The sequence below is a fragment of the Microcystis sp. LE19-84.1B genome (genome assembly GCF_027531875.1).
Taxonomy (GTDB): Bacteria; Cyanobacteriota; Cyanobacteriia; order Cyanobacteriales; family Microcystaceae; genus Microcystis; species Microcystis panniformis.
Genome location: NZ_JAPZSR010000009.1, coordinates 1 through 22,149, shown reverse-complemented (window position 1 = coordinate 22,149; position 22,149 = coordinate 1). Strand labels below are relative to the sequence as shown.

Annotated in this window: 37 protein-coding genes, 1 tRNA gene and 2 pseudogenes; 34 read left to right on the top strand and 6 right to left on the bottom strand. The window is 42.3% G+C overall.

Translation table 11 applies throughout. The annotated features are described in order from the left end of the window. The first annotated feature begins 414 nt into the window (after nucleotides 1-414). Both O9324_RS00475 and O9324_RS00470 read left to right on the top strand, forming a co-directional pair. Nucleotides 415-2,142 carry a succinate dehydrogenase/fumarate reductase flavoprotein subunit gene (locus tag O9324_RS00475; RefSeq protein ID WP_288139196.1) on the top strand — a complete coding sequence of 576 codons (1,728 nt, stop codon included), beginning with the start codon at nucleotides 415-417 and terminating at the stop codon, nucleotides 2,140-2,142. An 83-nt stretch (nucleotides 2,143-2,225) separates the two neighbouring features. Beyond that, nucleotides 2,226-2,299, top strand: a tRNA-Met gene (locus tag O9324_RS00470). 36 nt (nucleotides 2,300-2,335) lie between these two features. On the opposite strand, the gene O9324_RS00465 is transcribed toward O9324_RS00470, so the two are convergent. Continuing rightward, on the bottom strand, nucleotides 2,336-3,049 hold the full coding sequence (locus O9324_RS00465; RefSeq protein WP_353851656.1) for a TauD/TfdA family dioxygenase: 714 nt from the start codon (nucleotides 3,047-3,049) through the stop codon (nucleotides 2,336-2,338). 304 nt (nucleotides 3,050-3,353) lie between these two features. Between O9324_RS00465 and O9324_RS00460 the strand changes: the two genes are divergently transcribed. The 27 genes and pseudogenes from O9324_RS00460 (at nucleotide 3,354) to O9324_RS00330 (ending at nucleotide 12,197) form a co-directional block, all read left to right on the top strand. Continuing rightward, nucleotides 3,354-3,998, top strand: a complete 645-nt coding sequence (locus O9324_RS00460; protein ID WP_288139194.1) for a DUF3782 domain-containing protein — start codon at nucleotides 3,354-3,356, stop codon at nucleotides 3,996-3,998. A gap of 242 nt (nucleotides 3,999-4,240) precedes the next feature. Then, nucleotides 4,241-5,275, top strand: coding sequence for a hypothetical protein (locus O9324_RS00455; protein WP_288139193.1), 1,035 nt, complete (start codon nucleotides 4,241-4,243; stop codon nucleotides 5,273-5,275). 93 nt (nucleotides 5,276-5,368) lie between these two features. After that, nucleotides 5,369-5,587 carry a DUF2283 domain-containing protein gene (locus O9324_RS00450; protein WP_002800860.1) on the top strand — a complete coding sequence of 73 codons (219 nt, stop codon included), beginning with the start codon at nucleotides 5,369-5,371 and terminating at the stop codon, nucleotides 5,585-5,587. A gap of 111 nt (nucleotides 5,588-5,698) precedes the next feature. Next, nucleotides 5,699-5,932, top strand: a complete 234-nt coding sequence (locus O9324_RS00445) for a hypothetical protein (protein WP_002800859.1) — start codon at nucleotides 5,699-5,701, stop codon at nucleotides 5,930-5,932. Between the two features lie 6 nt (nucleotides 5,933-5,938). After that, nucleotides 5,939-6,196 (top strand): type II toxin-antitoxin system RelE family toxin, encoded by a 258-nt coding sequence (locus O9324_RS00440; RefSeq protein ID WP_052275388.1) that lies wholly within the window; start codon nucleotides 5,939-5,941, stop codon nucleotides 6,194-6,196. Further along, nucleotides 6,183-6,407: a hypothetical protein gene (locus tag O9324_RS00435; RefSeq protein WP_287658430.1), complete on the top strand. Its 225-nt coding sequence runs from the start codon at nucleotides 6,183-6,185 to the stop codon at nucleotides 6,405-6,407. The genes O9324_RS00440 and O9324_RS00435 overlap by 14 nt, the downstream gene beginning before the upstream one ends. A 36-nt stretch (nucleotides 6,408-6,443) precedes the next feature. Further along, nucleotides 6,444-6,863: pseudogene (locus O9324_RS00430) on the top strand (XisH family protein). Beyond that, a complete protein-coding gene (locus tag O9324_RS00425) occupies nucleotides 6,851-7,189 on the top strand; it encodes a XisI protein (RefSeq protein ID WP_002788474.1) in 339 nt (112 codons plus the stop codon). Before O9324_RS00430 ends, O9324_RS00425 begins: the two are co-directional and overlap by 13 nt. A gap of 97 nt (nucleotides 7,190-7,286) precedes the next feature. After that, a complete protein-coding gene (locus tag O9324_RS00420) occupies nucleotides 7,287-7,502 on the top strand; it encodes a type II toxin-antitoxin system HicB family antitoxin (RefSeq protein WP_002788469.1) in 216 nt (71 codons plus the stop codon). Nucleotides 7,503-7,512: 10 nt separating this feature from the next. Continuing rightward, the gene (locus O9324_RS00415) at nucleotides 7,513-7,755 is read left to right on the top strand and encodes a DUF4926 domain-containing protein (RefSeq protein ID WP_288139192.1); all 243 of its coding nucleotides are present in this window, start codon (nucleotides 7,513-7,515) and stop codon (nucleotides 7,753-7,755) included. A 32-nt stretch (nucleotides 7,756-7,787) separates the two neighbouring features. Next, a pseudogene (locus O9324_RS00410) lies at nucleotides 7,788-7,925 on the top strand (element excision factor XisH family protein); the annotation flags it as partial. Continuing rightward, the gene (locus O9324_RS00405) at nucleotides 7,913-8,248 is read left to right on the top strand and encodes a XisI protein (RefSeq protein WP_288139191.1); all 336 of its coding nucleotides are present in this window, start codon (nucleotides 7,913-7,915) and stop codon (nucleotides 8,246-8,248) included. The pseudogene O9324_RS00410 and the gene O9324_RS00405, both read left to right, overlap by 13 nt. 12 nt (nucleotides 8,249-8,260) lie before the next feature. Beyond that, complete coding sequence (locus O9324_RS00400; protein WP_288139190.1) at nucleotides 8,261-8,401, top strand: hypothetical protein; 141 nt, start codon at nucleotides 8,261-8,263, stop codon at nucleotides 8,399-8,401. A 43-nt stretch (nucleotides 8,402-8,444) separates the two neighbouring features. Beyond that, nucleotides 8,445-8,672: a type II toxin-antitoxin system Phd/YefM family antitoxin gene (locus tag O9324_RS00395; protein ID WP_288139189.1), complete on the top strand. Its 228-nt coding sequence runs from the start codon at nucleotides 8,445-8,447 to the stop codon at nucleotides 8,670-8,672. Beyond that, nucleotides 8,669-8,839 carry a type II toxin-antitoxin system VapC family toxin gene (locus tag O9324_RS00390; RefSeq protein ID WP_288139188.1) on the top strand — a complete coding sequence of 57 codons (171 nt, stop codon included), beginning with the start codon at nucleotides 8,669-8,671 and terminating at the stop codon, nucleotides 8,837-8,839. The genes O9324_RS00395 and O9324_RS00390 overlap by 4 nt, the downstream gene beginning before the upstream one ends. A gap of 26 nt (nucleotides 8,840-8,865) precedes the next feature. After that, on the top strand, nucleotides 8,866-9,063 hold the full coding sequence (locus O9324_RS00385) for a type II toxin-antitoxin system VapC family toxin (RefSeq protein WP_353851657.1): 198 nt from the start codon (nucleotides 8,866-8,868) through the stop codon (nucleotides 9,061-9,063). Nucleotides 9,064-9,136: 73 nt separating this feature from the next. Beyond that, complete coding sequence (locus O9324_RS00380) at nucleotides 9,137-9,331, top strand: DUF1902 domain-containing protein (protein ID WP_108936329.1); 195 nt, start codon at nucleotides 9,137-9,139, stop codon at nucleotides 9,329-9,331. Between the two features lie 29 nt (nucleotides 9,332-9,360). Then, complete coding sequence (locus tag O9324_RS00375) at nucleotides 9,361-9,621, top strand: DUF4160 domain-containing protein (RefSeq protein WP_002767950.1); 261 nt, start codon at nucleotides 9,361-9,363, stop codon at nucleotides 9,619-9,621. 3 nt (nucleotides 9,622-9,624) lie between these two features. After that, the gene (locus O9324_RS00370; protein ID WP_002767949.1) at nucleotides 9,625-9,909 is read left to right on the top strand and encodes a DUF2442 domain-containing protein; all 285 of its coding nucleotides are present in this window, start codon (nucleotides 9,625-9,627) and stop codon (nucleotides 9,907-9,909) included. A 19-nt stretch (nucleotides 9,910-9,928) separates the two neighbouring features. Next, nucleotides 9,929-10,147: a DUF2283 domain-containing protein gene (locus tag O9324_RS00365; protein ID WP_288139187.1), complete on the top strand. Its 219-nt coding sequence runs from the start codon at nucleotides 9,929-9,931 to the stop codon at nucleotides 10,145-10,147. A 108-nt stretch (nucleotides 10,148-10,255) separates the two neighbouring features. Continuing rightward, the gene (locus O9324_RS00360; RefSeq protein ID WP_288139186.1) at nucleotides 10,256-10,567 is read left to right on the top strand and encodes a DUF433 domain-containing protein; all 312 of its coding nucleotides are present in this window, start codon (nucleotides 10,256-10,258) and stop codon (nucleotides 10,565-10,567) included. Beyond that, entirely contained in the window at nucleotides 10,560-10,811 is a 252-nt protein-coding gene (locus tag O9324_RS00355) for a DUF5615 family PIN-like protein (protein ID WP_002767945.1), read from the top strand. Before O9324_RS00360 ends, O9324_RS00355 begins: the two co-directional genes overlap by 8 nt. A 189-nt stretch (nucleotides 10,812-11,000) precedes the next feature. Then, nucleotides 11,001-11,210, top strand: a complete 210-nt coding sequence (locus O9324_RS00350; RefSeq protein ID WP_002767944.1) for a DUF4926 domain-containing protein — start codon at nucleotides 11,001-11,003, stop codon at nucleotides 11,208-11,210. Between the two features lie 120 nt (nucleotides 11,211-11,330). After that, nucleotides 11,331-11,564 (top strand): hypothetical protein, encoded by a 234-nt coding sequence (locus O9324_RS00345; RefSeq protein ID WP_002767942.1) that lies wholly within the window; start codon nucleotides 11,331-11,333, stop codon nucleotides 11,562-11,564. Nucleotides 11,565-11,612: 48 nt separating this feature from the next. Next, entirely contained in the window at nucleotides 11,613-11,840 is a 228-nt protein-coding gene (locus O9324_RS00340) for a type II toxin-antitoxin system Phd/YefM family antitoxin (RefSeq protein ID WP_287107230.1), read from the top strand. Next, nucleotides 11,837-11,971 (top strand): hypothetical protein, encoded by a 135-nt coding sequence (locus O9324_RS00335; RefSeq protein ID WP_288139185.1) that lies wholly within the window; start codon nucleotides 11,837-11,839, stop codon nucleotides 11,969-11,971. The genes O9324_RS00340 and O9324_RS00335 overlap by 4 nt, the downstream gene beginning before the upstream one ends. A gap of 13 nt (nucleotides 11,972-11,984) precedes the next feature. After that, nucleotides 11,985-12,197 carry a RelB antitoxin-like protein gene (locus O9324_RS00330; protein ID WP_288139184.1) on the top strand — a complete coding sequence of 71 codons (213 nt, stop codon included), beginning with the start codon at nucleotides 11,985-11,987 and terminating at the stop codon, nucleotides 12,195-12,197. Between the two features lie 417 nt (nucleotides 12,198-12,614). Here O9324_RS00330 and O9324_RS00325 read toward each other — a convergent pair whose 3' ends face one another. Beyond that, complete coding sequence (locus tag O9324_RS00325; protein WP_288139183.1) at nucleotides 12,615-13,622, bottom strand: Gfo/Idh/MocA family protein; 1,008 nt, start codon at nucleotides 13,620-13,622, stop codon at nucleotides 12,615-12,617. Nucleotides 13,623-13,706: 84 nt separating this feature from the next. Here O9324_RS00325 and O9324_RS00320 point away from each other — a divergent pair, with 84 nt between their 5' ends. Then, nucleotides 13,707-15,746 (top strand): hydantoinase/oxoprolinase family protein, encoded by a 2,040-nt coding sequence (locus tag O9324_RS00320; RefSeq protein WP_287629751.1) that lies wholly within the window; start codon nucleotides 13,707-13,709, stop codon nucleotides 15,744-15,746. Between the two features lie 136 nt (nucleotides 15,747-15,882). On the opposite strand, the gene O9324_RS00315 is transcribed toward O9324_RS00320, so the two are convergent. From O9324_RS00315 to O9324_RS00305, 3 genes are all read right to left on the bottom strand, one after another. Further along, nucleotides 15,883-16,503 carry a chorismate lyase gene (locus tag O9324_RS00315; protein ID WP_002767928.1) on the bottom strand — a complete coding sequence of 207 codons (621 nt, stop codon included), beginning with the start codon at nucleotides 16,501-16,503 and terminating at the stop codon, nucleotides 15,883-15,885. A 148-nt stretch (nucleotides 16,504-16,651) separates the two neighbouring features. Next, nucleotides 16,652-16,948 (bottom strand): hypothetical protein, encoded by a 297-nt coding sequence (locus O9324_RS00310; RefSeq protein ID WP_002767927.1) that lies wholly within the window; start codon nucleotides 16,946-16,948, stop codon nucleotides 16,652-16,654. Continuing rightward, a complete protein-coding gene (locus O9324_RS00305) occupies nucleotides 16,949-17,608 on the bottom strand; it encodes a glutathione S-transferase family protein (protein WP_190356536.1) in 660 nt (219 codons plus the stop codon). 201 nt (nucleotides 17,609-17,809) lie between these two features. On the opposite strand from O9324_RS00305, the gene lepB reads away from it, so the two are divergent. The 4 genes from lepB to O9324_RS00285 all read left to right on the top strand — a co-directional run bounded on the left by lepB (nucleotide 17,810) and on the right by O9324_RS00285 (nucleotide 21,145). After that, a complete protein-coding gene (lepB, locus tag O9324_RS00300) occupies nucleotides 17,810-18,907 on the top strand; it encodes a signal peptidase I (protein WP_002767923.1) in 1,098 nt (365 codons plus the stop codon). A gap of 151 nt (nucleotides 18,908-19,058) precedes the next feature. Continuing rightward, nucleotides 19,059-19,634 carry a hypothetical protein gene (locus tag O9324_RS00295; RefSeq protein WP_287629753.1) on the top strand — a complete coding sequence of 192 codons (576 nt, stop codon included), beginning with the start codon at nucleotides 19,059-19,061 and terminating at the stop codon, nucleotides 19,632-19,634. A 6-nt stretch (nucleotides 19,635-19,640) separates the two neighbouring features. Then, the gene (locus tag O9324_RS00290) at nucleotides 19,641-20,009 is read left to right on the top strand and encodes a DUF1818 family protein (RefSeq protein WP_288139182.1); all 369 of its coding nucleotides are present in this window, start codon (nucleotides 19,641-19,643) and stop codon (nucleotides 20,007-20,009) included. Between the two features lie 65 nt (nucleotides 20,010-20,074). Then, nucleotides 20,075-21,145, top strand: a complete 1,071-nt coding sequence (locus O9324_RS00285; protein ID WP_288139181.1) for a YheT family hydrolase — start codon at nucleotides 20,075-20,077, stop codon at nucleotides 21,143-21,145. Nucleotides 21,146-21,285: 140 nt separating this feature from the next. Here the strand turns inward: O9324_RS00285 and O9324_RS00280 are convergent. Next, the coding region (locus tag O9324_RS00280; RefSeq protein ID WP_288139180.1) for a carbohydrate kinase family protein at nucleotides 21,286-22,149 on the bottom strand (864 nt) is incomplete at its 5' end.

Here is a 22,149-nt window from a genome sequence, read left to right as displayed (position 1 = left end):
ACAGGTTTTAGGTGTTGGGGTGTTGGGGTGTTGGGGTGTTGGGGTTTTAGTTCAATTTCCCCACTTCCCCCCGTCCCCACGTCCCCCCGTGCCCGCGTGCCCCCGGGCCCCCGTGGCCCCCGGGCCCCGGGCGCCCGGGGGCGCGGGGGGGCCGGGGGCCTGGGGCCCCTGGGGGCCGGGGGGACGGGGGGACGTGGGCAGGGGGGGAGGGGGGGACGTGGGGACGTGGGGAAGTGGGGAAATTGAACTAAAACCCCAACACCCCAACACCCCAACACCCCAACACCTAAAACCTGTCTCCCTTCTCCGTTCTCCCTTCTCCCTTCTCCTGAAATATAAAGTCTCGGTTACAAAACTGACTTCTGAGCAATTCTCACCCCACCATAGAAACAGAAGCCCGTAGGAAAATCAGCCATGAAAGAACACGATGTCGTTATAGTGGGCGGTGGGTTAGCAGGATGCCGCGCCGCCTTAGAAATCAAACGCCTCAACCCGACTATCGATGTTGCTGTCGTTGCCAAAACCCACCCGATTCGTTCCCACTCCGTCGCTGCCCAGGGAGGTATCGCCGCCGCCCTGCAAAACGTTGACCCCAATGATAATCCCAAGGCCCACGCCTACGATACTGTCAAAGGGTCCGATTTTCTGGCTGACCAGGATGCGGTGGATATCCTCACCCAAGAAGCCCCCGAAGTTATCATCGAATTGGAACATCTAGGCGTGTTATTCTCCCGTCTCGAAGATGGACGCATTGCCCAAAGAGCCTTTGGCGGTCACAGCCATAACCGGGCCTGTTACGCCGCCGATAAAACCGGTCACGCCATGCTGCACGAATTAGTCAGCAATTTACGCCGTAATCAGGTAAAAATCTACGATGAATGGTACGTTTTACGCCTTATCCTCGAAGAAGGTACGGCTAAAGGCGTAGTTATGTACCAAATCGCCACCGGACAGTTAGAAATCCTCCGGGCAAAAGCCATTATGTTCGGGACGGGGGGCTATGGTCGCGTTTATAACACCACCTCCAACGATTTCGCCTGTACGGGGGACGGTTTAGCTTTATCGGCAAAAGCGGGTATTCCCCTAGAAGACATGGAATTTGTCCAATTTCACCCCACGGGACTCTATCCCGTCGGTGTTTTAATCTCGGAAGCAGTCCGGGGTGAAGGGGCTTATTTAATCAATAGCGAAGGTCGTCGTTTTATGGAAGACTACGCCCCCTCGCGCATGGAATTGGCACCCCGGGACATCACTTCCCGGGCCATTACCCTAGAAATTCGCGCCGGCCGGGGGGTAAATCTGGACGGTAGCGCCGGGGGTCCCTTTGTCTATCTGGATTTACGCCATTTAGGTCGGGAAAAAATTATGAGTCGCATTCCCTTCTGTTGGGAGGAGGCCCACCGTCTCGTCGGTGTCGATGCGGTAGAGGAACCGATGCCTGTACGTCCTACGGTTCACTATTGTATGGGCGGCATTCCCGTTAATACCGATGGTCGCGTTCGCTTAAGTGCCGATACCCTCAGCGAGGGCTTTTTCTCCGCCGGGGAATGTTCCTGTGTCTCTGTTCACGGGGCCAATCGTTTGGGCAGTAATTCCCTGTTAGAATGTGTGGTCTATGGGAGAAGAACCGGCAAATCGATCGCTAAATACGTCGAAAAACGCGCTTTTCCCGTCTTTAATCCCGATATTTACCTTCAGGATGCCAAAGAGCAAATAACCGCTCTATTGACCAAAAAAGGCACGATTCGCATCGGTCAACTACGTCAGCAATTCCAAGACTGTATGACCCAACATTGCGGCGTTTTTCGCAGCGAAGCGACTATGCGCGAGGGAATTAAACAAATCGGCGAATTAAAGCGCCAATACGAGCAGATTTACCTCGATGATAGGGGGGATTGCTGGAATACGGAACTAATCGAGGCCTGGGAATTACAAAGTCTTATGGTAGTGGGGGAAATTATCCTCACCTCTGCCCTCAATCGTCAAGAAAGCCGAGGGGCCCACTCCCGCGAGGATTTTCCCCAACGGGATGACCAAAATTTCCTTCAGCATACCCTCGCCTATTATTCCCCCTCCGGCATCGATATCGACTATATGCCCGTAGTGATTCAGGATTTCACCCCCGTGGAACGTAAGTATTAACCTCTGGTCGGACGGTAAATGTAAAGTAATTTTACAAACTCCTTGGCATTTACCGAGATTTAGTTCTATACTAAATAAAGCAACGCGGGATAGAGCAGTCTGGTAGCTCGTCGGGCTCATAACCCGAAGGTCAGTGGTTCAAATCCGCTTCCCGCCATTACTTATAAAGCTAGTAGTTAACCCCGATTTCCCGTTAGGGAACATCGAACATTACCCGTTCAAGAGAGCGATTGGGATCAATGTAGGATTGGCGAGAATGGAGACAACTATAATTATCCATGATCAGTATCTGTTCTGCTTTTAAATAGAGCGGAACGTGATAGGCTTCAAACAGTGCTAAAAATTTGTCACATAAAGCCATTAAACGGGAATCTAGACCGGAAGCGATCGGTTTATTAATATCGGGGCTAAATTCCCCATAAACCAGCACATTATAGCTAAAGCGGATGATTTCGGCATCTCGTTGCCAGATTGGTGCAAAACAGCTTTCTTTGCCGTCTTTGGACATAAAATATTGAGGTTGAGCCGCCATAAAATGTTGTTCCTCAAGGGTAAAATGACGCATTAAGTCATCAAACTTAACCAAAGTCGTCGCACCCCCACCCCAACGATCTGGAGTTTTACAGCGCAAACAGAGGTATTTAGGAGGGATAGTTTTGTAAGACCATTCTGTATGAGGTAAAAGCCCAATTCCGGGGGATTGTGCATCACTTTTTCCCATAGCGTCAGGATTTGCTTTGATAGGATAGATAATCTCTCCGTTAGTTTGGATAACGGGGGTTGCTTGGGTAATATCCTCTAAACATTGGAACCAGCGATCGCCACAAGGGTTATCGAAGACAAAAAAACCGTTTTTTTTGAGGTGGTTTTTTAGGGTAGCAGTTGAGAACGTAAGCATTGAAAACATAAGATTTTCCCCACTTCAATAGGTTGATACTTGCTATGAAAAAATCTGGGGTATGTGCTAAGGCAAGAGGTCTAATTAAAAAAAATTGCATAATAAAAAGCTGATTGGCTAAGGCTTTCAGCTTTGGGGGAGGCTTTGGGGGAGTGGGGTACCCCAAACTTTTCGAGGAAAAAATTTGCGATTTTTGGTCGGGATGGTGTCGGATTTATCCTGTCAGCAAGTGATGGGTAAAAGAACGATATCCTCTCAACCGGCCGAGTTGGTAGAATAGGATCGGCTTTGCTCAAATAGACAAGAACACGCCATGTCAGAAGCTATTATGATCGCCGATATTTACAAACTGTTTGAAAGAACCGAGGCTCAATTTGCCGAGTTCCAAAAAGAAGCCGAGCGCCGCAATGCCGAAGCGGACCGCCGCAATGCTGAAGCGGACCGCCGCAATGCCGAAGCGGACCGCCGCAATGCTGAAGCCGATCGCACGATGGAAGAATTGAAAAAGCTGGTACGAGCCACCACCGAAGCCGTCAATAACTTAACCACCCCTTTGTGTCTTTTTATAGAAGAAATGGTAGAGCCGGCGGTTGTGCAGTTATTTCAAGAACGGGGGATTGATGTCACCCAAACCATGAGTCGCTTAAAAAGTAAACGTCCCGGGGCAGCGATGGAAATTGATATTCTGGCGGTGAATGGCAGTGAGTTAGTGGCGGTGGAGTGTAAGTCGAGGTTATCGAAGGATGATGTAGATGACTTTCTCGATCGATTACAGCGATTTAAGTTAGCCTTTCCCCAATTTCGAGACTTTCAGGTTTATGGCGCAGTAGCGGGGATTGAAATCGATCAGGGGATAGATAGTTATGCTTATCGGCGCGGTTTATTTGTGATTAAGCAATCAGGAGAAACGGTTAAAATCATCAACGATGCTCAATTTCGGCCCCTAGGTTTTGCCTGATTAGGTGTTTTTCATCATCAACATCTTGAAGGCTCTCCCCCTACTTATGGTGATCAGCAAACCTGATCGATCGGAGGGCGCAAGCCTTGCGCCCCTACATTATCAAATTTTGTCCACAATGTAGGGGCGAACTGCGTTCGCCCAAAAGGTACATTATCAAAGCGCAAGTCCCTTAGGTGTTTTTCATCATCCCAAAAAATAGACTAAAATAAGCTATCCCAAACCTCTACCGATCTAATCCCATGCCTAAGAAGAGTTATGGCGAAACTGTTGAAAAAAGGGTCAAACGCTTGTTTGAAGTCTTATTAGATCATGTGGCTCACTGTCAATGTGAGGATAATGATTGGGGAGTCAAGCTGGCTCTAGGGGAAGAGGGGAAACTTTTGCGGGTTGAGACGAATTTAGCGGCTTTAGTACGCTTGGCAGAGCAGAAAGGGGAAAAATTGACCAAAGATCAAGTTAGGGACGCGATTAGCCACTATTTAGCCGATTATCTAGGCATTCTTCGGGATGAGCGTTTCAAACAGCAGGGGTCGGAGGAATGGCGGTTCTCCCTAACTCTGTGGGCGAAATGCGGCGATAAGACAACAAATTTGACTAAATTTTCGGAGGAGTGGCATAAAAGGCGCTCTGAACCCTCTAAAAAAGCGATCGCTAGACCTGAGAAAACCGCCGCGCCTCCTGTTGCTGTTACTGCTTTAATGGATACTAAGCCTCAAACCGAAGCAAATCTGCAACTTCTCACATTTGATTTAACTGGAAAAGTCGAACAGCTTACAAGGTCAGAACAGTACTATGCAATTCTCACAGACATTGTCACAAAAAAAGACATCCTGAACGACTTATATGTTTCAATTGGAGAGGGAGACTTTGTTTACGCATGGATTACAAGAATATTTCATGAGGCTAATTTAGATAAAAAGCCTAAAATTAGTAGGCTCATACTGAAAAGATTGAGTGATGAACTTATTGATATATATATCTCAACCAATCGATTATCGATAAACTTTAAAAATAAGATTAATCGAAACCTTGAATTTATACTTGAGGATGAACAACTGAGGCAAAATAATGTAGAAATAGAAATTAAATATTGGCATACTTTTCCAAAGTTTCATGGTTATTTATATGGTGACGATATGTTGCTCGGTGAATGGGCAAATGATGCTAAAGGTTATATTCATGTAAAATCTCCTTTGTATTATACAAAAAGGCAGTTTTTCCCTAAACAATATGATTTTATCAAAAATATTTTTGAAGAAAACTCAACATTTTGATATTGAATAAATAGACAACAAAGCGTTGAGGGTTGTCTTACTCGAAGATGGTATCACAGTTCACAATGCTTTTTTTGATAGGAATTTTAAGCCATGAAAATGACCTACTTTCAAGATACGGACACTCTATATTTAGAGTTCAATAACAATCCTATTGTCGAGACTCAAGAAATCAATGAAAATACCTTAGTCGATCTTGATAAAAATGGGAACATTTGTGCAATCACCTTGGAACAGGCCAGAAACTTAACGGATCTGAATGCTTTTTCCCTAGAAACTATTGTCGCACCTCAATTAGCTTCAAGTTTATAAAATTTGTCATAACAAAATTATTCTGCACAAATTCAGGAGAATGTAGTAAAATTAAGTAAATAACCTTTTTGATAAATGAACCTCAGCTTCTGTCAAATTAGGAGAAATTTCATGAGTACCACTATCAATCTTAAAATTACGTTTGAATCTCTAACCGAAGCGATTAAATCCCTTGACTTAACGCAAAAACAACAATTATTAGAAATACTAGAACAACAAATTTTTCAAGCAGAAGAAACCTCCTATCAAGACGACGAGGAAACCTTAGCAGAACTTCAACAAGTTCGGGATGAATATCAATCAGGCGACTATGTGACCCTTGAACAATACTTGAGCAAGGATTAAATCACAATGGATTATAGTATTAAAATCTCTAAATCTGTACAAAAACAGATTGATGACTTACCTAATCCCATCAAAAGTCGTATTCTTGAAAAAATCAAAGATTTATCAATAGAACCGCGTCCCTCTGGTGTAGTTAAATTAAAAAATTCTGATTATGAATACCGTTTGCGTGTTGGTGACTATCGAGTTCGCTATGAAATTGATGACCCAAAACAGGCAATACTCATCTTGCAATGTAAACATCGAAGAGATGTCTATCGCTAATAATTTAGAAACATTGCGCTACTTCAAATCCAAATTGGTGTTTCTCGCCGAAATCGCCCACAAAACCAATCGCCCTGAACTTGCCCTCAGCTATTGCCAACAAGCGCTTGAATTATGCCAAGAATTGGGGATTACCTTGGTTAAAGATTGTGAGGAACTGTTAGGGCAAATTCAGGGAAACTTAGGAGATTCAGACAATAACTTAAAGTAAACCTGAGAAAATTTCAGTTTTTATCTATAAAAAACAATGCCTGCCAAAGATATTTTCCATGACTGTGTAAAACACGCCCTAATCAAAGACAGCTGGACAATTACCCATGACCCCCTACGGATTCGTTTAGCAAGAGGTAAAAACCTGTTTGTTGATTTGGGAGCAGAAAGACTATTAGCCGCAGAAAAGGGAACAGAAAAAATAGCCGTTGAAATTAAGAGCTTTACTCGTCCCTCTGATATGAAAGACCTTGAAGAGGCAGTTGGTTAATTTGTCGTTTATACCCATCTTTTAAAGCGTTATTATCCCGAATATAAACTATTTTTGGCTGTTAGCGAAAACACCTGCAAAACAGTATTTGAAGAAGAAGCAGGTCAAACCTTAATTGAAGATGGTATTATTCAGTTATTTAGTTTCGATCCCAACCAGGAGGTAATTGTACGATGGATTCCTTAATTGCCCAATATCGGCAAATTATTGAAAAAACATTCCAAGATTATGCCGACTTCCTCGACACTGATCGCCAAATCCAAATCGAATTAGTCCTAGATCAAACCCGTGATCGCTATTTATTGGTTGAAACAGGTTGGCAAAATGGTTATCGAATCTACGGAACCCTATTACATATTGATATTATTGATCAAAAAATTTGGATTCAACACGACGGAACTGAGGATGGTATTGCCGATGAATTAGTAGCCGCAGGAATCCCTCAAAACCAGATTATTTTAGCCTTTAAATCCCCTGAAATTAGACCCTATACAGGCTTTGCTGTGGCTTAACGTTCAAATATGATGGACAATTCTCAAAACCGCGATCGCCCACCAAATAAATCACTATTAGAAGGAGATTAGAAACCCTTGATCACCTATACCAACCATGAAAATTAAAGCGATTATTCATCCAGCCGAAGAAGGCGGTTATTGGGCAGAAGTTCCGGCCCTTCCAGGTTGCATCACGGAAGGTGATAGCCTAGAAGAAGTCACCCATAACTTAAAAGATGCGATCGAAGGATGGTTAGCCGTCGCTAATGAATCCTATCAATTCCACGCGGAAGATCAACTGTTAGAAATTGTCCAATGTTTATCCTCTTGACTAACTGATTATGAACAATATCCAAGACTATGATCTAGTTGCTTTAACCCAAGACATCACAGCAATCCACAAAATCACCCATCAACCCATTCTCTTGCGTTGTGGCCAAATAGGAACAGTTGTTATGTCCTTTGATCAAGAAGCCTTTCTGATTGACTTTAGCGATCAAAATGGTCAAACCTTTGCGATGGAAACCGTTGATCATTCTAAACTATTACGACTGATCGATGAACCTGAATTAGTCTCAGTCTAAGATAAAACTTTCGCCAGCTTTTAGATAGAACTCTTTATCTTGCTATTCGGGAAAAAACTTTCAACAGCTTATTTCATCAAGAAATTGGTCAAATACTCCTTGAAGAAAAAACACTAAAACTAATTATCTTTAACCCTGACAATGAGGTAATCACCCAATGGATAAACTAAACCATTACCGCGAAATTATTCATCAGATTCTTGTCCCCTATAGCCAAATTATTTATAACAATGCGGACATTCAAAATCGTCTAGCTTTTGATCCTCAGAATGATCAATATCTCGTCATTTCAGAAGGTTGGCAACAGAATCAGCGTTATCATGATTGTCTGATTCATTTAGAAATTATTAACGACAAAATTTGGGTACAATGTGACAACACCGAAGACGGTATCACCAAAGAATTACTAAGCGCAGGCATTGCTAAAGAAGATATTGTTTTGGGATTTCATGAACCTAAAATACGTCAATATACAGGCTTCGCTGTGGCTTAACGTTCAAATATGATGGATAATTCTCAAGACTGCGATCGCGCTCTTAACTACTGCCAAGAAGCACTTGAATTATGCCAAGAACTGTGGATTCCCTTGGTTAAAAATTGTGAGGAATTGTTAGGGCAAATTCAGGCTACATTACAAGATTATTAAGGTAAATCGTTATCTAAAAATCAATATTCAACCCAATAAAGCCATGCTACAACTAAACCTAAACGAAGCCCAAAATCAACTTCCTGAACTTCTTAAAGCCGTATTAGAAGGTCAACAAGTTATTATCCAGAATAATGAAGGTCAAGACTTTAAAATCATTTCTCTTGCTCCCACTGTTAAACATCCCCAATATGGAAGCGCAAAAGGCATCGTTAAAATGCTTGACAATTTTGATGATCCCATCGAAGAATTTGAGAACTATATGCCATGAAAATTTTAATGGATACCCACGCCTTTTTATGGTTTATCGAAGGTGATACTAATCTTAGTGATGCTGCTCGTTCTCTGATCGAAAATAATCAATATCAAAAACGATTAAGTATCGCTAGTCTCTGGGAAATGTCCATCAAAGCCAGCCTTAACACCTTAACAGATTAGAATTAAAGACAACTTTCCCAAATTTAATTCAAAACTATGTTTATAATAACGGCTTTGATATACTATCTATTAACGCCGAACATCTCGAACAACTCAAGAGACTCCCTTTTCACCATAAAGATCCTTTTGATCGCCTAATAATCGCTCAAAGCTTAACTGAAAATATTCCGATTATCACTAAAGATGAGTTATTTAAGCGATATACTAAAAATTTATTATGGTAAACCTGAAAAGAAGAAACTTGAGCAAATTAATCACAAAAACTAACAGGCAAACTTTAAACCTTACTGATTTTCCATGCAAAACCCAATTAACCTCACTATTGAACGCTTTCAAGAAAACGGACAAGATTACTATGTCGCCACCAGTCCCGATATACAAGGACTTGTCGCTGAAGCTGATACAATAGATGCTGTCATTGATATTGCCAAAGACTTAATTCCCATCCTATTAGAATTGGAAACAAAAGATCAGCTTGTTATCACCACTTAACACAAATTATAGATAATCTTAAATTCGCAATGCCAGAAATTAGTCGTTTTTTAGGAATTATTATCACTATGTACTATAACGACCATACACCTGCTCATTTTCATGTTCGCTATAATCAACAAAAGGCGATTATTGACATTAAAAATCTCACTATTTTACAAGGTCAATTGTCTCCAAGGATTCTTGGTTTAGTAATTGAATGGGCTGCTATTCATCAACAAGAATTAAAGGAAAATTGGCAACTTGCTAGACTTAATAAACCTTTACAACCAATCCTCCCATTAGAATAAACCATGCTAAAAGATATTATTGAAGTGAAACCCCTAAATAATTATCAACTTTATCTTAAATTTGAAGATAATCAAGAGGGGATTATTAATCTTGAAGAAATTATCGAGTTTGTTGGCATTTTTCAACCGCTCAAAGACTTAGATTTTTTTAAAACTGTCAAAATTAATCCTGATTGGGGAACAATTTATTGGGAAAATGGGGCTGATTTAGACCCCGATGTTCTTTATTCTCTCATCACGAATCAATCTCTTAACGACTTAGAAAAAGATGACTTACAACTTATTTAAACTACAGGAATTTTAAGCCATGAAAATCACCTACTTTCAAGATACGGATACTCTATATTTAGAGTTCAATAACAATCCTATTGTCGAGACTCAAGAAATCAATGAAAATACCTTAGTCGATCTTGATAAAAATGGGAAAATTTGTGCAATCACCTTGGAACGGGCCAGAAACTTAACGGATCTGAATGCTTTTTCCCTAGAAACTATTGTCGCGCCTCAATTAGCTTCAGGTTTATAAGAGTTGTCATAATAAAATTATTCTATAAACCTTGACGTGATATAATATATATGACATTCGGGCGCAGATTCCTTGTGACCCTATAATCGGACAAATTCGTTATTATCAATGACAACAACTTTAATCAATCATATTGAAATTACCCCGGAAACCTGTGGCGGTAAACCGCGCATCGCAGGTCATCGCATCAAAGTCCAAGATGTCGTTATTTGGCACGAACGCCTGGGAATGTCACCCGATGAAATTGTTTATCATTATCCCAGCATTACTTTAGCTGATGTTTACGCGGCCCTTTCTTACTATCACGATCACCTTGAAGAAATTAGACAACAAATCACAGATGATGATACCTTTGCCAAGGAAATGCAAGCTAAAACACCTTCTCTAGTCCAAGAAAAACTAAGAAAAATGAATGGGTAACAAGATTAAATTTCACCTAGATGAAAATGTAAGCTATAGTATTGCTCTTGGATTGCGCCATCGAGGCCTTGATGTTACTACCACTCCAGAAGAAAATTTATTGGGGGTATCTGATGAAATACAATTGCAATTTGCCTTAGCCAATGGTCGCGTAATTTTTACTCAAGATACTGATTTTTTAAGAATCAATCAATCAATCATCTATAACTCATGCAGGAATTGCTTACTGTCCCCAACAAAGTAAATCTATTGGTCAAATAATTCGAGGACTACTCTTAATCTGGGAAATTCTTGAACCGGAAGAAATGTATAATCACATAGAGTTTATATAGAACCGCATGAAAAAGTGAATTAGTATTTGGCAGATCGATAAAAATAATCAAACAGCTAATTTTGTCACTCTTTACTACGATAAAATTAAGGAGTATGAATAATGCAAACCGTCCAACTTTTTCAACAAGTCAAATTATGTAGAGATGTCCCCGACACTATTTTAAAAAAAGGTGATCAGGGAACAATTATTGAATATTTACCTCCTAATGAACAACAATTAGAAGCAGGTTATCTCCTAGAAATGTTTGACAATAAAGAAACCATTGACGTGATAGCGGTTCCCGTTTGTTGGATAACTTCTATTAACTAACGATTAGCAAAAATTCAGGCTACATTAGAAGAAGATTAGAAACCCTTGATCACCTATACCAACCATGAAAATTAAAGCAATTCTCAAAATTTAACTTTTTATCCAAATAGGAGAAATTTCATGAGTACCACCATCAATCTTCAAATCACTTTTGAATCTCTAACCGAAGCGATTAAATCCCTTGACTTAACGCAAAAACAACAATTATTAGAAATACTAGAACAACAAATTTTTCAAGCAGAAGAAACTTCCTATCAAGACGACGAGGAAACCTTAGCAGAACTTCAACAAGTTCGGGATGAATATCAATCAGGCGACTATGTGACCCTTGAACAATACTTGAGCAAGGATTAAATCACGATAAATTATATTATTATCTGAGAAATTTAACCCAGTAAAACCATGATGCAACTAACCGTAGATGAAGCTAAAAATCAACTTTCTGAACTCCTTAAAGCTGCCTCAAAAGGTGAACAAGTTATTATCCAGAATAATGAAGGTCAAGACTTTCAAATTATTTCTCTTCCTACTACTGTTAAACATCCCCAATATGGAAGCGCAAAAGGCATCGTTAAAATGCTTGACAACTTTGATGATCCCATCGAAGAATTTGAGAACTATATGCCATGAAAATTTTAATGGATACCCATACCTTTTTATGGTTTATCGAAGGTGATGATAATCTTAGTGATGCTGCTCGTTCTCTTATAGAAAATAATCAATATCAAATTAGAAGGGGATTAGAAACCCAAGCAAAATGAGGAACAATTAATTATGAACATCAAAGATTATCCCTTTGCTCAAGACTTGATTATGGATAATCAAGGTCAGATACAGCAAGTTATCATTAATTTTGAAGATTATCAACAAATAATAGAAACCTATGAAGATACTGGACTCTATCGCGCCATGATAGACGTTAAAGATGAAACTCCCTTAACTTTGGAGGAAGCTTTACTTGAATTAGCCGTAGGGTGCGTTCCCTAATATGGCTCCTACTACTCCACTAATAGATTTTTGGGGAACGCACCATGCACATTGATTGAAACTGTCAAAAAGCCACTGATGCTGGAAAATAGACCAAAATGGCGGGTGAATTCAGCTGGTAGGGTGCGTTCCCTAAGGTGGCTCCTACTGCTCCACTAATAGATTTTTGGGGAACGCACCATGCACATTGATTGAAACTGTGGGTTAAAGTGCGATGCCGAAGGCACTAGCAAATTAGGTTATACTTCATCTTTCTGAGAAAGTCTCTCAATTTCACCTCACCGCAACCGTCGCACTGGCATCATTGCCGAACACATCGACTAAGCAGACAGCGCTCGCTCGTTTCCCTGCTCTCAACCCCAGTGCAGTCTTAACGAGTGATTTAGATAGTCAACAGCTTATCAACCCCATTTTTCCCTATTCTAAGCGCACAATCTCTCCACCTCTGGCTAGAGATAATTCTGCTGCTTGGAGGATTTTGACTAATTCCGTCGCTACCGATCCCGAAGATACAGGAGAATTAACACCTGTAGCCACCGACTCTAAAAAATGTTCGCACAATGCTTTTAGGGGTTCACCATCGGCAATAGGGATAGATTCCGTCTCCTGTCCCCGGGGAATAAAATAGGCTTCCTGACGTTCAAAATAACCCTTTTGTCGGGTTAAAGGCGATCGAGAGTCTAATTCATTGAAAATTAAAGTCCCTTCGCTGCCAACTATCCCTAAGCGTCGCTGTTTATCGGGATTCAACCAACAAAGATGAATAGTCGCTTGAAAACCATCGCCATAGATCAGGGTTAACCAGACTAAATCGGCTAGATTAGGTTGTAGCCAAACCGTTCCTCGCGCCTGTACCAATACAGGTGTACTATTTAGCCAATGATTAAAAATCGAGATATCGTGAATAGCCAGATCCCACAAAGCGGACACATCCTGACGAACTGGACCCAGGTGAGTGCGAGTGGCATAACCATAAAGAGGTTTACCGATGCCACCAGATTGCAGGACTTTTTGTCCGGTGATAACGGCTGGATGAAAAAGATAGGTATGATCAACTAATAAAATACGCTGTTTTTGCGCCGCTAATTCCGTTAATTCGGCACATTCTTGGGGATTGAGGGTCAAGGGTTTTTCGGCGAGGACGTGATAACCTAAATTAAGAGCATCTTTAATCAGGGGATAATGGCTGATGGCAGGAGTAACAACGACTACGGCTGAGATTTCGGGGTGATTGCGAATAGATTCCCAGTCATTGGCTAAAATAACCTTATTAGTATCGAGATTAAATTGATCGCGACAGAGACGGAGTTTTTCGGGGGAGGAGTCAACGATCGCCACTACTTGTGCTGAGGGATGTTGAGAAAAATGACGGACGTAATGCACTCCCCAACGTCCTACCCCTAAAATAGCGATTCCTGTGGACATTTTGCTTACTCAGATAAATCAATCTAGTTTATTTTAAAAGGATTAGGCACAATTGTTAATTGATTCTGAGAACTGGAAGGGATTATGTTAAAATTTTTTATCGATCGAGGGGGAACTTTTACCGATATCGTGGCGATAATCGATCGACCAGAAATTATTGAACGACTAGCTAGAGATGCCGCTAGATTTCTGATTGTTCCCCTTGCCGATCAACAGTGGATTGTTCTCTATAAACTGCTCTCGGAAAATCCCGAAAAATACCCAGATGCAGTCATTCAAGGGATTAAAGATATTAGCGGTTCCCTAGACAACATCGAAGTGATTAAAATGGGAACAACGGTAGCCACCAATGCGCTGTTAGAAAGAAAGGGAGAGCGCACGGTTTTGTTAATCACCAAAGGGTTTAAAGATGCCTTGAGAATTGGCTATCAAAATCGCCCCGATATTTTTGCTCGTCAAATTATTCTTCCTTCTTTATTATACGAACAAGTTATCGAAGTGGCCGAACGCTACGATAGTCAAGGACAAGAATTAATCGCCGTTAATCCCGCCCAAGTTAAAGCCGATTTAATACCAGTTTATCAAGCGGGTATCCGAAGTTGTGCGATTGTTTTTATGCACAGTTATCGTTATCCTGACCACGAAAAACAAGTGGCAGCCATTGCCAAAGAAATCGGCTTTACTCACCTAGCCATTTCCCACCAAGTCAGTCCTTTAATGAAGCTGGTATCCCGGGGAGATACCACAGTAGTTTCTGCCTATCTATCGCCAATTTTACGCCGCTATGTTGATAGTATTAGCCAGCAATTACCGAAGACTAGCTTACTATTTATGAAATCCGATGGCGGTTTAGTCACCGCCGATAAATTTCAGGGCAAAGATAGCATTTTATCCGGTCCTGCGGGGGGAATAGTTGGGGCAGTACAAACCAGTTTAAGGGCGGGATTTAGCAAAATTATCAGTTTTGATATGGGAGGAACTAGCACCGATGTTTCTCATTTTCAAGGGGAATACGAGCGGCAAACAGATAACGAAATTGCTGGCGTAAGAATGCGAGCGCCGATGTTAAGTATTCACACCGTGGCCGCTGGTGGGGGTTCGATTTTAGTCTATGATGGTTATCGTTTTCGAGTCGGACCAGAAAGTGCCGGAGCTAATCCAGGACCTGCCTGTTATCGACGGGGTGGACCATTAACAATTACCGATGCTAATGTTTTGTTAAGAAAAATTCAAGTTGCCTATTTTCCCGCTATTTTTGGACAAGAGGGAAATTTACCCCTAGATAGAGAGATTGTGCTGACAAAGTTTCAAGAATTGGCAGCAACAATGGGGGGTAATAATAGTCCTGAACTGCTGGCTGCGGGGTTTATTCAAATTGCCGTGGAAAATATGGCTAATGCGATTAAAAAAATCTCTCTGCAAAAGGGTTATGATCTCAGTGATTATACTCTTTGTACCTTTGGCGGTGCCGGGGGTCAAGTGGCCTGTTTAATTGCCGATACTCTGGGAATGAAAAGCATTTTTCTCCATCCCTACGCCGGGGTTTTAAGCGCCTACGGCATGGGTTTGGCCGATTTGAGGGTAATTAAAGAAAAAGCGATCGAACAGCCGTTAAATGCTGATTTAATCGGGCAGTTACTCACGGAAATGAACGAATTAGAAGTTTTAGCAGGTCGGGAATTAGAGGGTTATAATCAGGTGCGGCAGCAAGTCAGTTTAAAATATCAAGGCAGTGATGCCACTTTAGCGGTTAATTTTAGCGATCAAATGCGTCAGGATTTTGAACGGGAACATCAAAGACGTTATGGGTTTAAACAAGAACAAAAAGCTTTAATTGTTGAGTCCATCGCCGTGGAATTGATCGAGACTATGGACAGTCCCCAAGAAGCAATTTTAACTCGCACCCGTCCGATGGGAGAATTACCTCCTATCCTCGATCGAGTAGCAGTTTTTATGGCTAATCAATGGCGGGAAACGCCAATTTATCAGCGTTCAGATCTGGAACCTTTTGATTGTCTGGCAGGACCTGCAATTATTATCGAAAAAATTAGCACGATTGTGATTGAACCGGGTTGGACGGCCAAATTAACGGAGAAAAATCATTTAATTCTCTCCAAAGATTAGCTAATTGAACTACATAGAAATAAGTACCTAGGCAAAATTAATTACACATATCTAACCCCGCTCTTGCCTCTTGCCTCTTGCCTCTTGCCTATCTTCACTAGGAAATTAATTTTGCACGACTACTTATCTACGGCAGTTATCCTAATTGATCAATTCTCATTTCGCCGAGGTATTTACGGAGACAGGGAGAAAAAACCTCGTAAATCAGGGTAAGGGGTTGGCGAGCGTGCCAAAATAGGTAATGACGACCCCAAAATGCTCCTTTTTCCCCAAAAGCTATTTCTAATTCCGGGGAATGACCGTAATAAAGTCCCTGCACATCGCGATACAATTCCGTGTGCAGCCGCGAGAGACTTTCCCAAATCGGTAGGGAACGATTTTCTAGATATTCGTCCACTTGATTGGCGGACCACCAAGAAGCGGCATAGGCTAACCTTTGACCACTAGCTGTGCGTAACCAGACTTGACGACGCAATCTCGGTCCTGGAATCAGGCTAATTTTCATCGGTGCGCCATCCTCATCGTCGCCGATGGGGGACATATCGATCACATCCACCTCCGTTTTTTCACCAGTTAAAAGTTGTAAATGACGGGTGGGAGAACCATCGCCGAGAATTAAAATCTGCCAAGGAGGCGCGAGTTGGCTATGGGGTAAACCTTGTTTCACATCGGTTTCGTCTCCTTGCCAGAGAGGGGACAGGGAGTACCAAGGACGATTAAGCAGGGGTTTTTCTTGGGGGTGGAGGATAGCAGTCAAGGTTTGTTACAAAACTTTATGATTTTTTCATTAATCATAACACGGGATTTTTGTCTGCTGGTGATAAAAGCGATCGCCTTGCTCCAATCCTCTCTAACTTTTTGGTTAGCAGATGCACTCTTGCCAAAGGAGATCGGCTATTTCGATCTTAACGATAAAAAGGTATCAATATCTGGAGGAGTTTTTGTAATCTTCTCAGGGCAATTAATTGTCGAATCTTGGGATTAATTTGGGGGGGATAAATGCTGGTGGCTAATTGTTCTTCCAGTAAGGCATATTCTGCCGCATTTAGGGGTTGATTATCCAAGGGCGATCGAGCCGAAGTGATAATTTCTGCTCGTAAAACTTCTTCAGGAATATCTTCAGGAGCGGGCAAAGCAAGGGCTTTTAGGGGCGATAAGAAACCGATCGAGATGAGGATGATAATTTTGGTCGTTCGCTGCATTTAATTTAAACCGGGGGGCAATTTTTCTCGACACTGTTGATGAATTTCCCCGATTCTAGCAAACAACCAGGGATATTTTTGACGATAACTGGGAATTAGAGCCAGAGGACTGAGTAGGGCAGTGGCAGCAATATCGGCTACACTTAATTTATCTCCCACCAAATAGGCCTGATTTTGCCAATATTCTAGAATCTTGAGGGCATTTTCTAGGCGCTCCTCCGCTAGTTTTACCCTTGCTGGGGTGATTTTATATTGTTGTCGCACGATCTTAATAATTATTTGACTACTCAGGGAAGGATCGATCGCTTTTCCCTCTCCAGCGCGATAATCATAATAGACAAATCTCGTCGCTACTCCAATACTTTCATCTAACCAATCCTCTAGTAACCAAGCTTGATTTTTCTCCTTTTCCCCAGCGGGAATAAAAGAGGGGACAGGAACCACCTTTTCTAAATATCTGAAAATGGCAGTAGAATCGGCAATAATCTCATCTGCTGCCATTAAAACGGGGACAGTGGTTAACCCTTTGGTTAGGGGCCTGAGTTTGAGAATATGTAGTCCGGGGGTGAGATTTTCTACTTGGTAATCAATCCCCTTATAACCTAGAGCTAAACGAGCTTTGCGACAGTAATGAGATGTGCTAAATTGCAGTAAGAGCATTAATTGTTGTTGGTTGCTATATTAGTTATCAGTTATCAGTTATCAGTTATCAGTTATCAGTTATCAGTTATCAGTTATCAGTTATCAGTTATCAGTTATCAGATTTGAGTTTTAAGTGAGCAGTATGTATTAAGCGAGCAGTATTATTCCTAATATGTTTTCACTGATCACTGTTCACTGAATTGGCAATAGGTCTATACTATGAGCAAACCCCCCCTTTTTTCGGCTGTTTCTCCTCCTGATGCGACTAATTCACTGGCAAAAGATCCCTGGTTAGCTGTCAATCTCTCGATGTTCTTCCCCGGCTTGGGACAATGGTATGCTAACAAAAACCAAAAAGCAACCATTTGGGCGATCACTCAAGTAATATTAATAATTGTGACAATTTGGTCAATTTTTAGCCCCAATGGCCCTGTAAGCTGGGGATTAGGGGGAATAGTTGCTCTGGTTGTCCTTTACATTAGCAATATTTTTGACGCTCACTGGAGTGTTTATTATTCCAGACAGAATAACAGCTTAGAGAAAATTCCCCGGAAACAAAAAAACCCATGGTTTGCCGTCTTCGCTAACCGGATTATGCCAGGTTTGGGGCAATTGTACGCTGATAAGGTGAGCTTAGGGATAATTTTTCTGACTATATCCCAGATTAGCCTGAAAATGGCTGATTTTTTTGCTAATATCCTCTTTCTTGCGCCTTTAATTACAGCGATCGCTATTTATCATGTTTATCACACTTTCCCCCATCAATTCCATCCCCATCGTCACACCTATCGTTCCATTTTGGCGCTGATGGTGGCAGCAATTTTTACTTGGGGAATTATCTGTAATTATTTTCCCGATTGGTTACATCAAAAAATAGAATTTTTCGAGATTCCTAGCGAATCCATGCTGCCTACCCTCGCAGTAGGTGATCGCGTTTTCGTCAGTCAATCCAGTAATTATCAAGCGGAAAGAGGCGATATAATTGTTTTTAGAACTCCCGAAAAAATTAAGCAACTAGAGCCTAATTCGGGAGATTTTTTTATCAAACGAGTCATCGCTATTCCCGGGGATACCATTGAAATCCGCAGGGGTAAAGTTTATCTCAACCGGCAAGTTATCGAGGAACCCTACACCGCCGAGTTAGCCAATTATGAAATAGAATTTATGACTGTACCCCCAAAAACCCTGTTTGTTTTGGGAGATAATCGTAACCATAGTTTTGATTCCCATGCTTGGGGTTTTTTGCCAGAAAGTTATATCGTTGGTCAAGCCTATAAAGTTTACTGGCCTCTCGATCGTGTCCAGTCTTTGCTATGATGGGGATGACTGGGGTAACTTTGAGCCTAGGTGTTACAGTTAGATGAGTTGGGGTATTGTTAGATGATTATAACATTCCCAACCTCTTGAAATGTTCCTGAAAAATCCCCACTGTTCCTAGATAATTAACTTCAATCTTTTCTTGATTAATATGCTCTTAAAATTTCCTCAAAAGCTGAAAATTCAGCGAATAATATTATTAATATTCTGGCTAGGAATAGGAATATTTTTCTGGTGGTTATCCTGGCAATCCACCGGGATGAGCCAAATTCAACGACCCGAAACAGTTGCTCAACAAATTTATCAAGCAATGCCAGATTTACCGAAAGAAAATAACTATATCCGTCGAGACACAGGAGCGATCGATCCGAATAATACTTTAATAAGTCGCTTTCTTCGTTATCATCAAGATACCAAAAAAAGATTTACTCTCATCCGTTTTGATTGGCAATTAACCCTAGGAGATTATCTAGGAGTGAACGAGAAAATCAGCGAAGAAAACTATCCCGGACAAGCAACCCTTACCGTTAATCCCATGGCTGCCGATATCAAAGCGATTAACAGTCTTAATCGTCGTCAACGGCAGCAGTTAGTCACCCTTCTCGTCGAAATTTATAACCCCGCTATTCTCCCCCAAGAAACCCCCAATCCTAGTCCTTCTCCTAGTCCTTCTCCTAGTCGTCCATCATTATCAAAACCGGGAGATGCCGACCTATTAAAATTCTAGAAAATTATGGAAAAAATTCTCAAATATGGTTCGGGTTGGCGACTCGGTTGGAATCCTACGGCAGCCGTTTATAAAGGATTAATTGGTGGCGATGACTGGGCGATCGAATTAACCGAGGCCGAGTGGCAAGATTTGCGTCGGTTACTATCACAATTGACCGCGACTATGGCAACCATAGCCACAGAATTAATGGATGAAGAAAGTATTGCTTGTGAAGCGGAAAGCGAGCTTTTATGGTTAGAAGCGGCAGGATTTCCCGATAATTATTCCCTGCGATTGATTCTCTATCAAGGTCGCGGTTGTGAGGGCAATTGGTCGGCCAATGCCCTGCCAGAGTTGATCGCTGCTTGGGACAATTTGCTTTACAATTTTTAAGAAAGCGGTGGGCATAAGTTAATTTTTGTCTCCCCCTCTTGACTTTTTGAATCCCCTGTGCTGCTATGCTTGCCCATCCGAGGACGAGGACCGATAATCTCACCTACACTCCGCCCCCATTGCTGAAAAACGGTTTTGCCATGACCCTCTATGTGGCCCTAAAAGCGCGAGAAACCTGGCAAAATACGATCGCTATTCCCGAACCAGTCTATCAAGAAACCATTTTCACCGGGGCCAATGCCGTCCCCATCTACGGGATTTTTTCCATTCCCCCGCAAGCGAAAGGAACCATTATCGGCACCTACGGCATCACGGGAGACTTAGATAATCAATGGTTTTTAAGAATTTTAGGCAGAAAAGCCGTAGCAAGAAACTACGCAGTCGTCCTCTTCGATTGGCGGGCCCACGGTAAGACAGCCGAATTATCCCCGACTCTCACCTCCGATGGTATCTATGAAGGGCTAGATTTCATTCATATTGCCGCCCAAGCCCAAAAAATGGGCTGTCCCGCTCCTTTTTGGTTCACGGGTTACTCTCTGGGGGGACAATTGGCCCTCTGGGGAATTAAATCGGCAGAGAATCAGGAAGATATGGGGATCGATCCCATCGATATCGGCGGTGGTGCGGTAATTTGTCCTAATTTAGACTCTAATCGTTCTTTATCCTATCTCGTCCAGGATACCTGGGGGAAACATTTGGAAAAAGCGATCGCCAGGGAACTACGCAAGTTAGCCAAACGCATCCATAAGGCTCATCCCGATCATATCGATCCCCAAGCAATTACTCGCGCCACCACGATTGCCGGATTCGATCGAGAATTAGTGATTAAAAAGCTAGGATTTGAGACAGTTTTTGACTATTATGCCGCTAGTAGTCCCTTGCCCTTTCAACCCTACTTAACTAAACCCACTTTTATCCTCTACGCAGCCGATGATCCCCTCTTTTCCCCCGCAGTTATTCCCGATCTGCAAGCGGCGATCGCTGATAATCCCCATGTGGATCTACTCTTAACCAACCATGGTGGTCATGTGGGTTATATCAGCAGTTTATCCTGTCAGCGTCAGTGGGGCGATAGCGATCGCTGGTGGGCATGGAATCGGGTTTTAGACTGGTTTGACCAAAAAACTGGCAAATAATACTAAATCGGTTGAGTATAGGTGAAATATCAGGATAGGCAAAAGGCAAAAGGCAACCCCCCCCCGATGTCGGGGGGGGTTGGGGGGGGTCACACCCTGCCCCCACGAAAAACTTTTTGCCGCAAACCCTAGTATAGTTTCTAGGATTCAAAGGCCGCTAGAAACTCCTCCACCTGTTCCCGAGTTGGTTGGGATGCGATCGCGCCTGCTCTTCTTGTCACCATTGCCCCCACCGCACAGGCATAAATCACCGCCTTACGCGCTAAATCGGCATTTTCCTCGATTTGATCGCCTCCCAGACCAGCACGAGCCAAAAAACCCGCCACAAAGCCATCCCCCGCCCCGGTTGTATCCACTACCTCCCCAGAAAAAGCCTCGACATTACCGCTATTTTTGCCTAAATGATATTTACAACCTTTTGCGCCGCCCGTAACCAGAATTGCCCCTAAATTGGGGTATTGTGATGATATTTCTCTGGGGGTATCAGTGCCAAATAACCATGATGCTTCTTCCTCGCTACATTTGAGCAAATCGGCCTGGGCAATAAAATCTCGAATGATATCAGGGGCAGCCTCAAGATTAGGCCAAAAAACCGGTCGCCAGTTGATATCGACCAATACTTTCACCCCGTAAATTTTAGCCAATTGCAGGGCGCGCATCATCGCAGCTCTCGCCGGGGGATAGGCTAACCCTAGGGTTCCCATCACTAGATAATTGGCATTTTTAAACAGATTTTCGGGCAATAGGTCAGCATTAAGGGCAGTATCGGCAAAATCAGTCGTTTTTCTGCCGCCAAAACCCGCAAAATGTCTGTCTCCCCCAGCATCGCGGGTGACATAAACTTGTCGGGTGGGTAGGGTGGGGTGATACTGTACACCAGTAGTATCGACTCCGAGAGCGTCTAGCAAGGCGATTAACTGTTCTCCTGGTTGATCTTTGCCCACACAACCGATAAAAGCCGAATTTATGCCCAATTTTCGCAATCCACAGGCCACGTTTGCCGG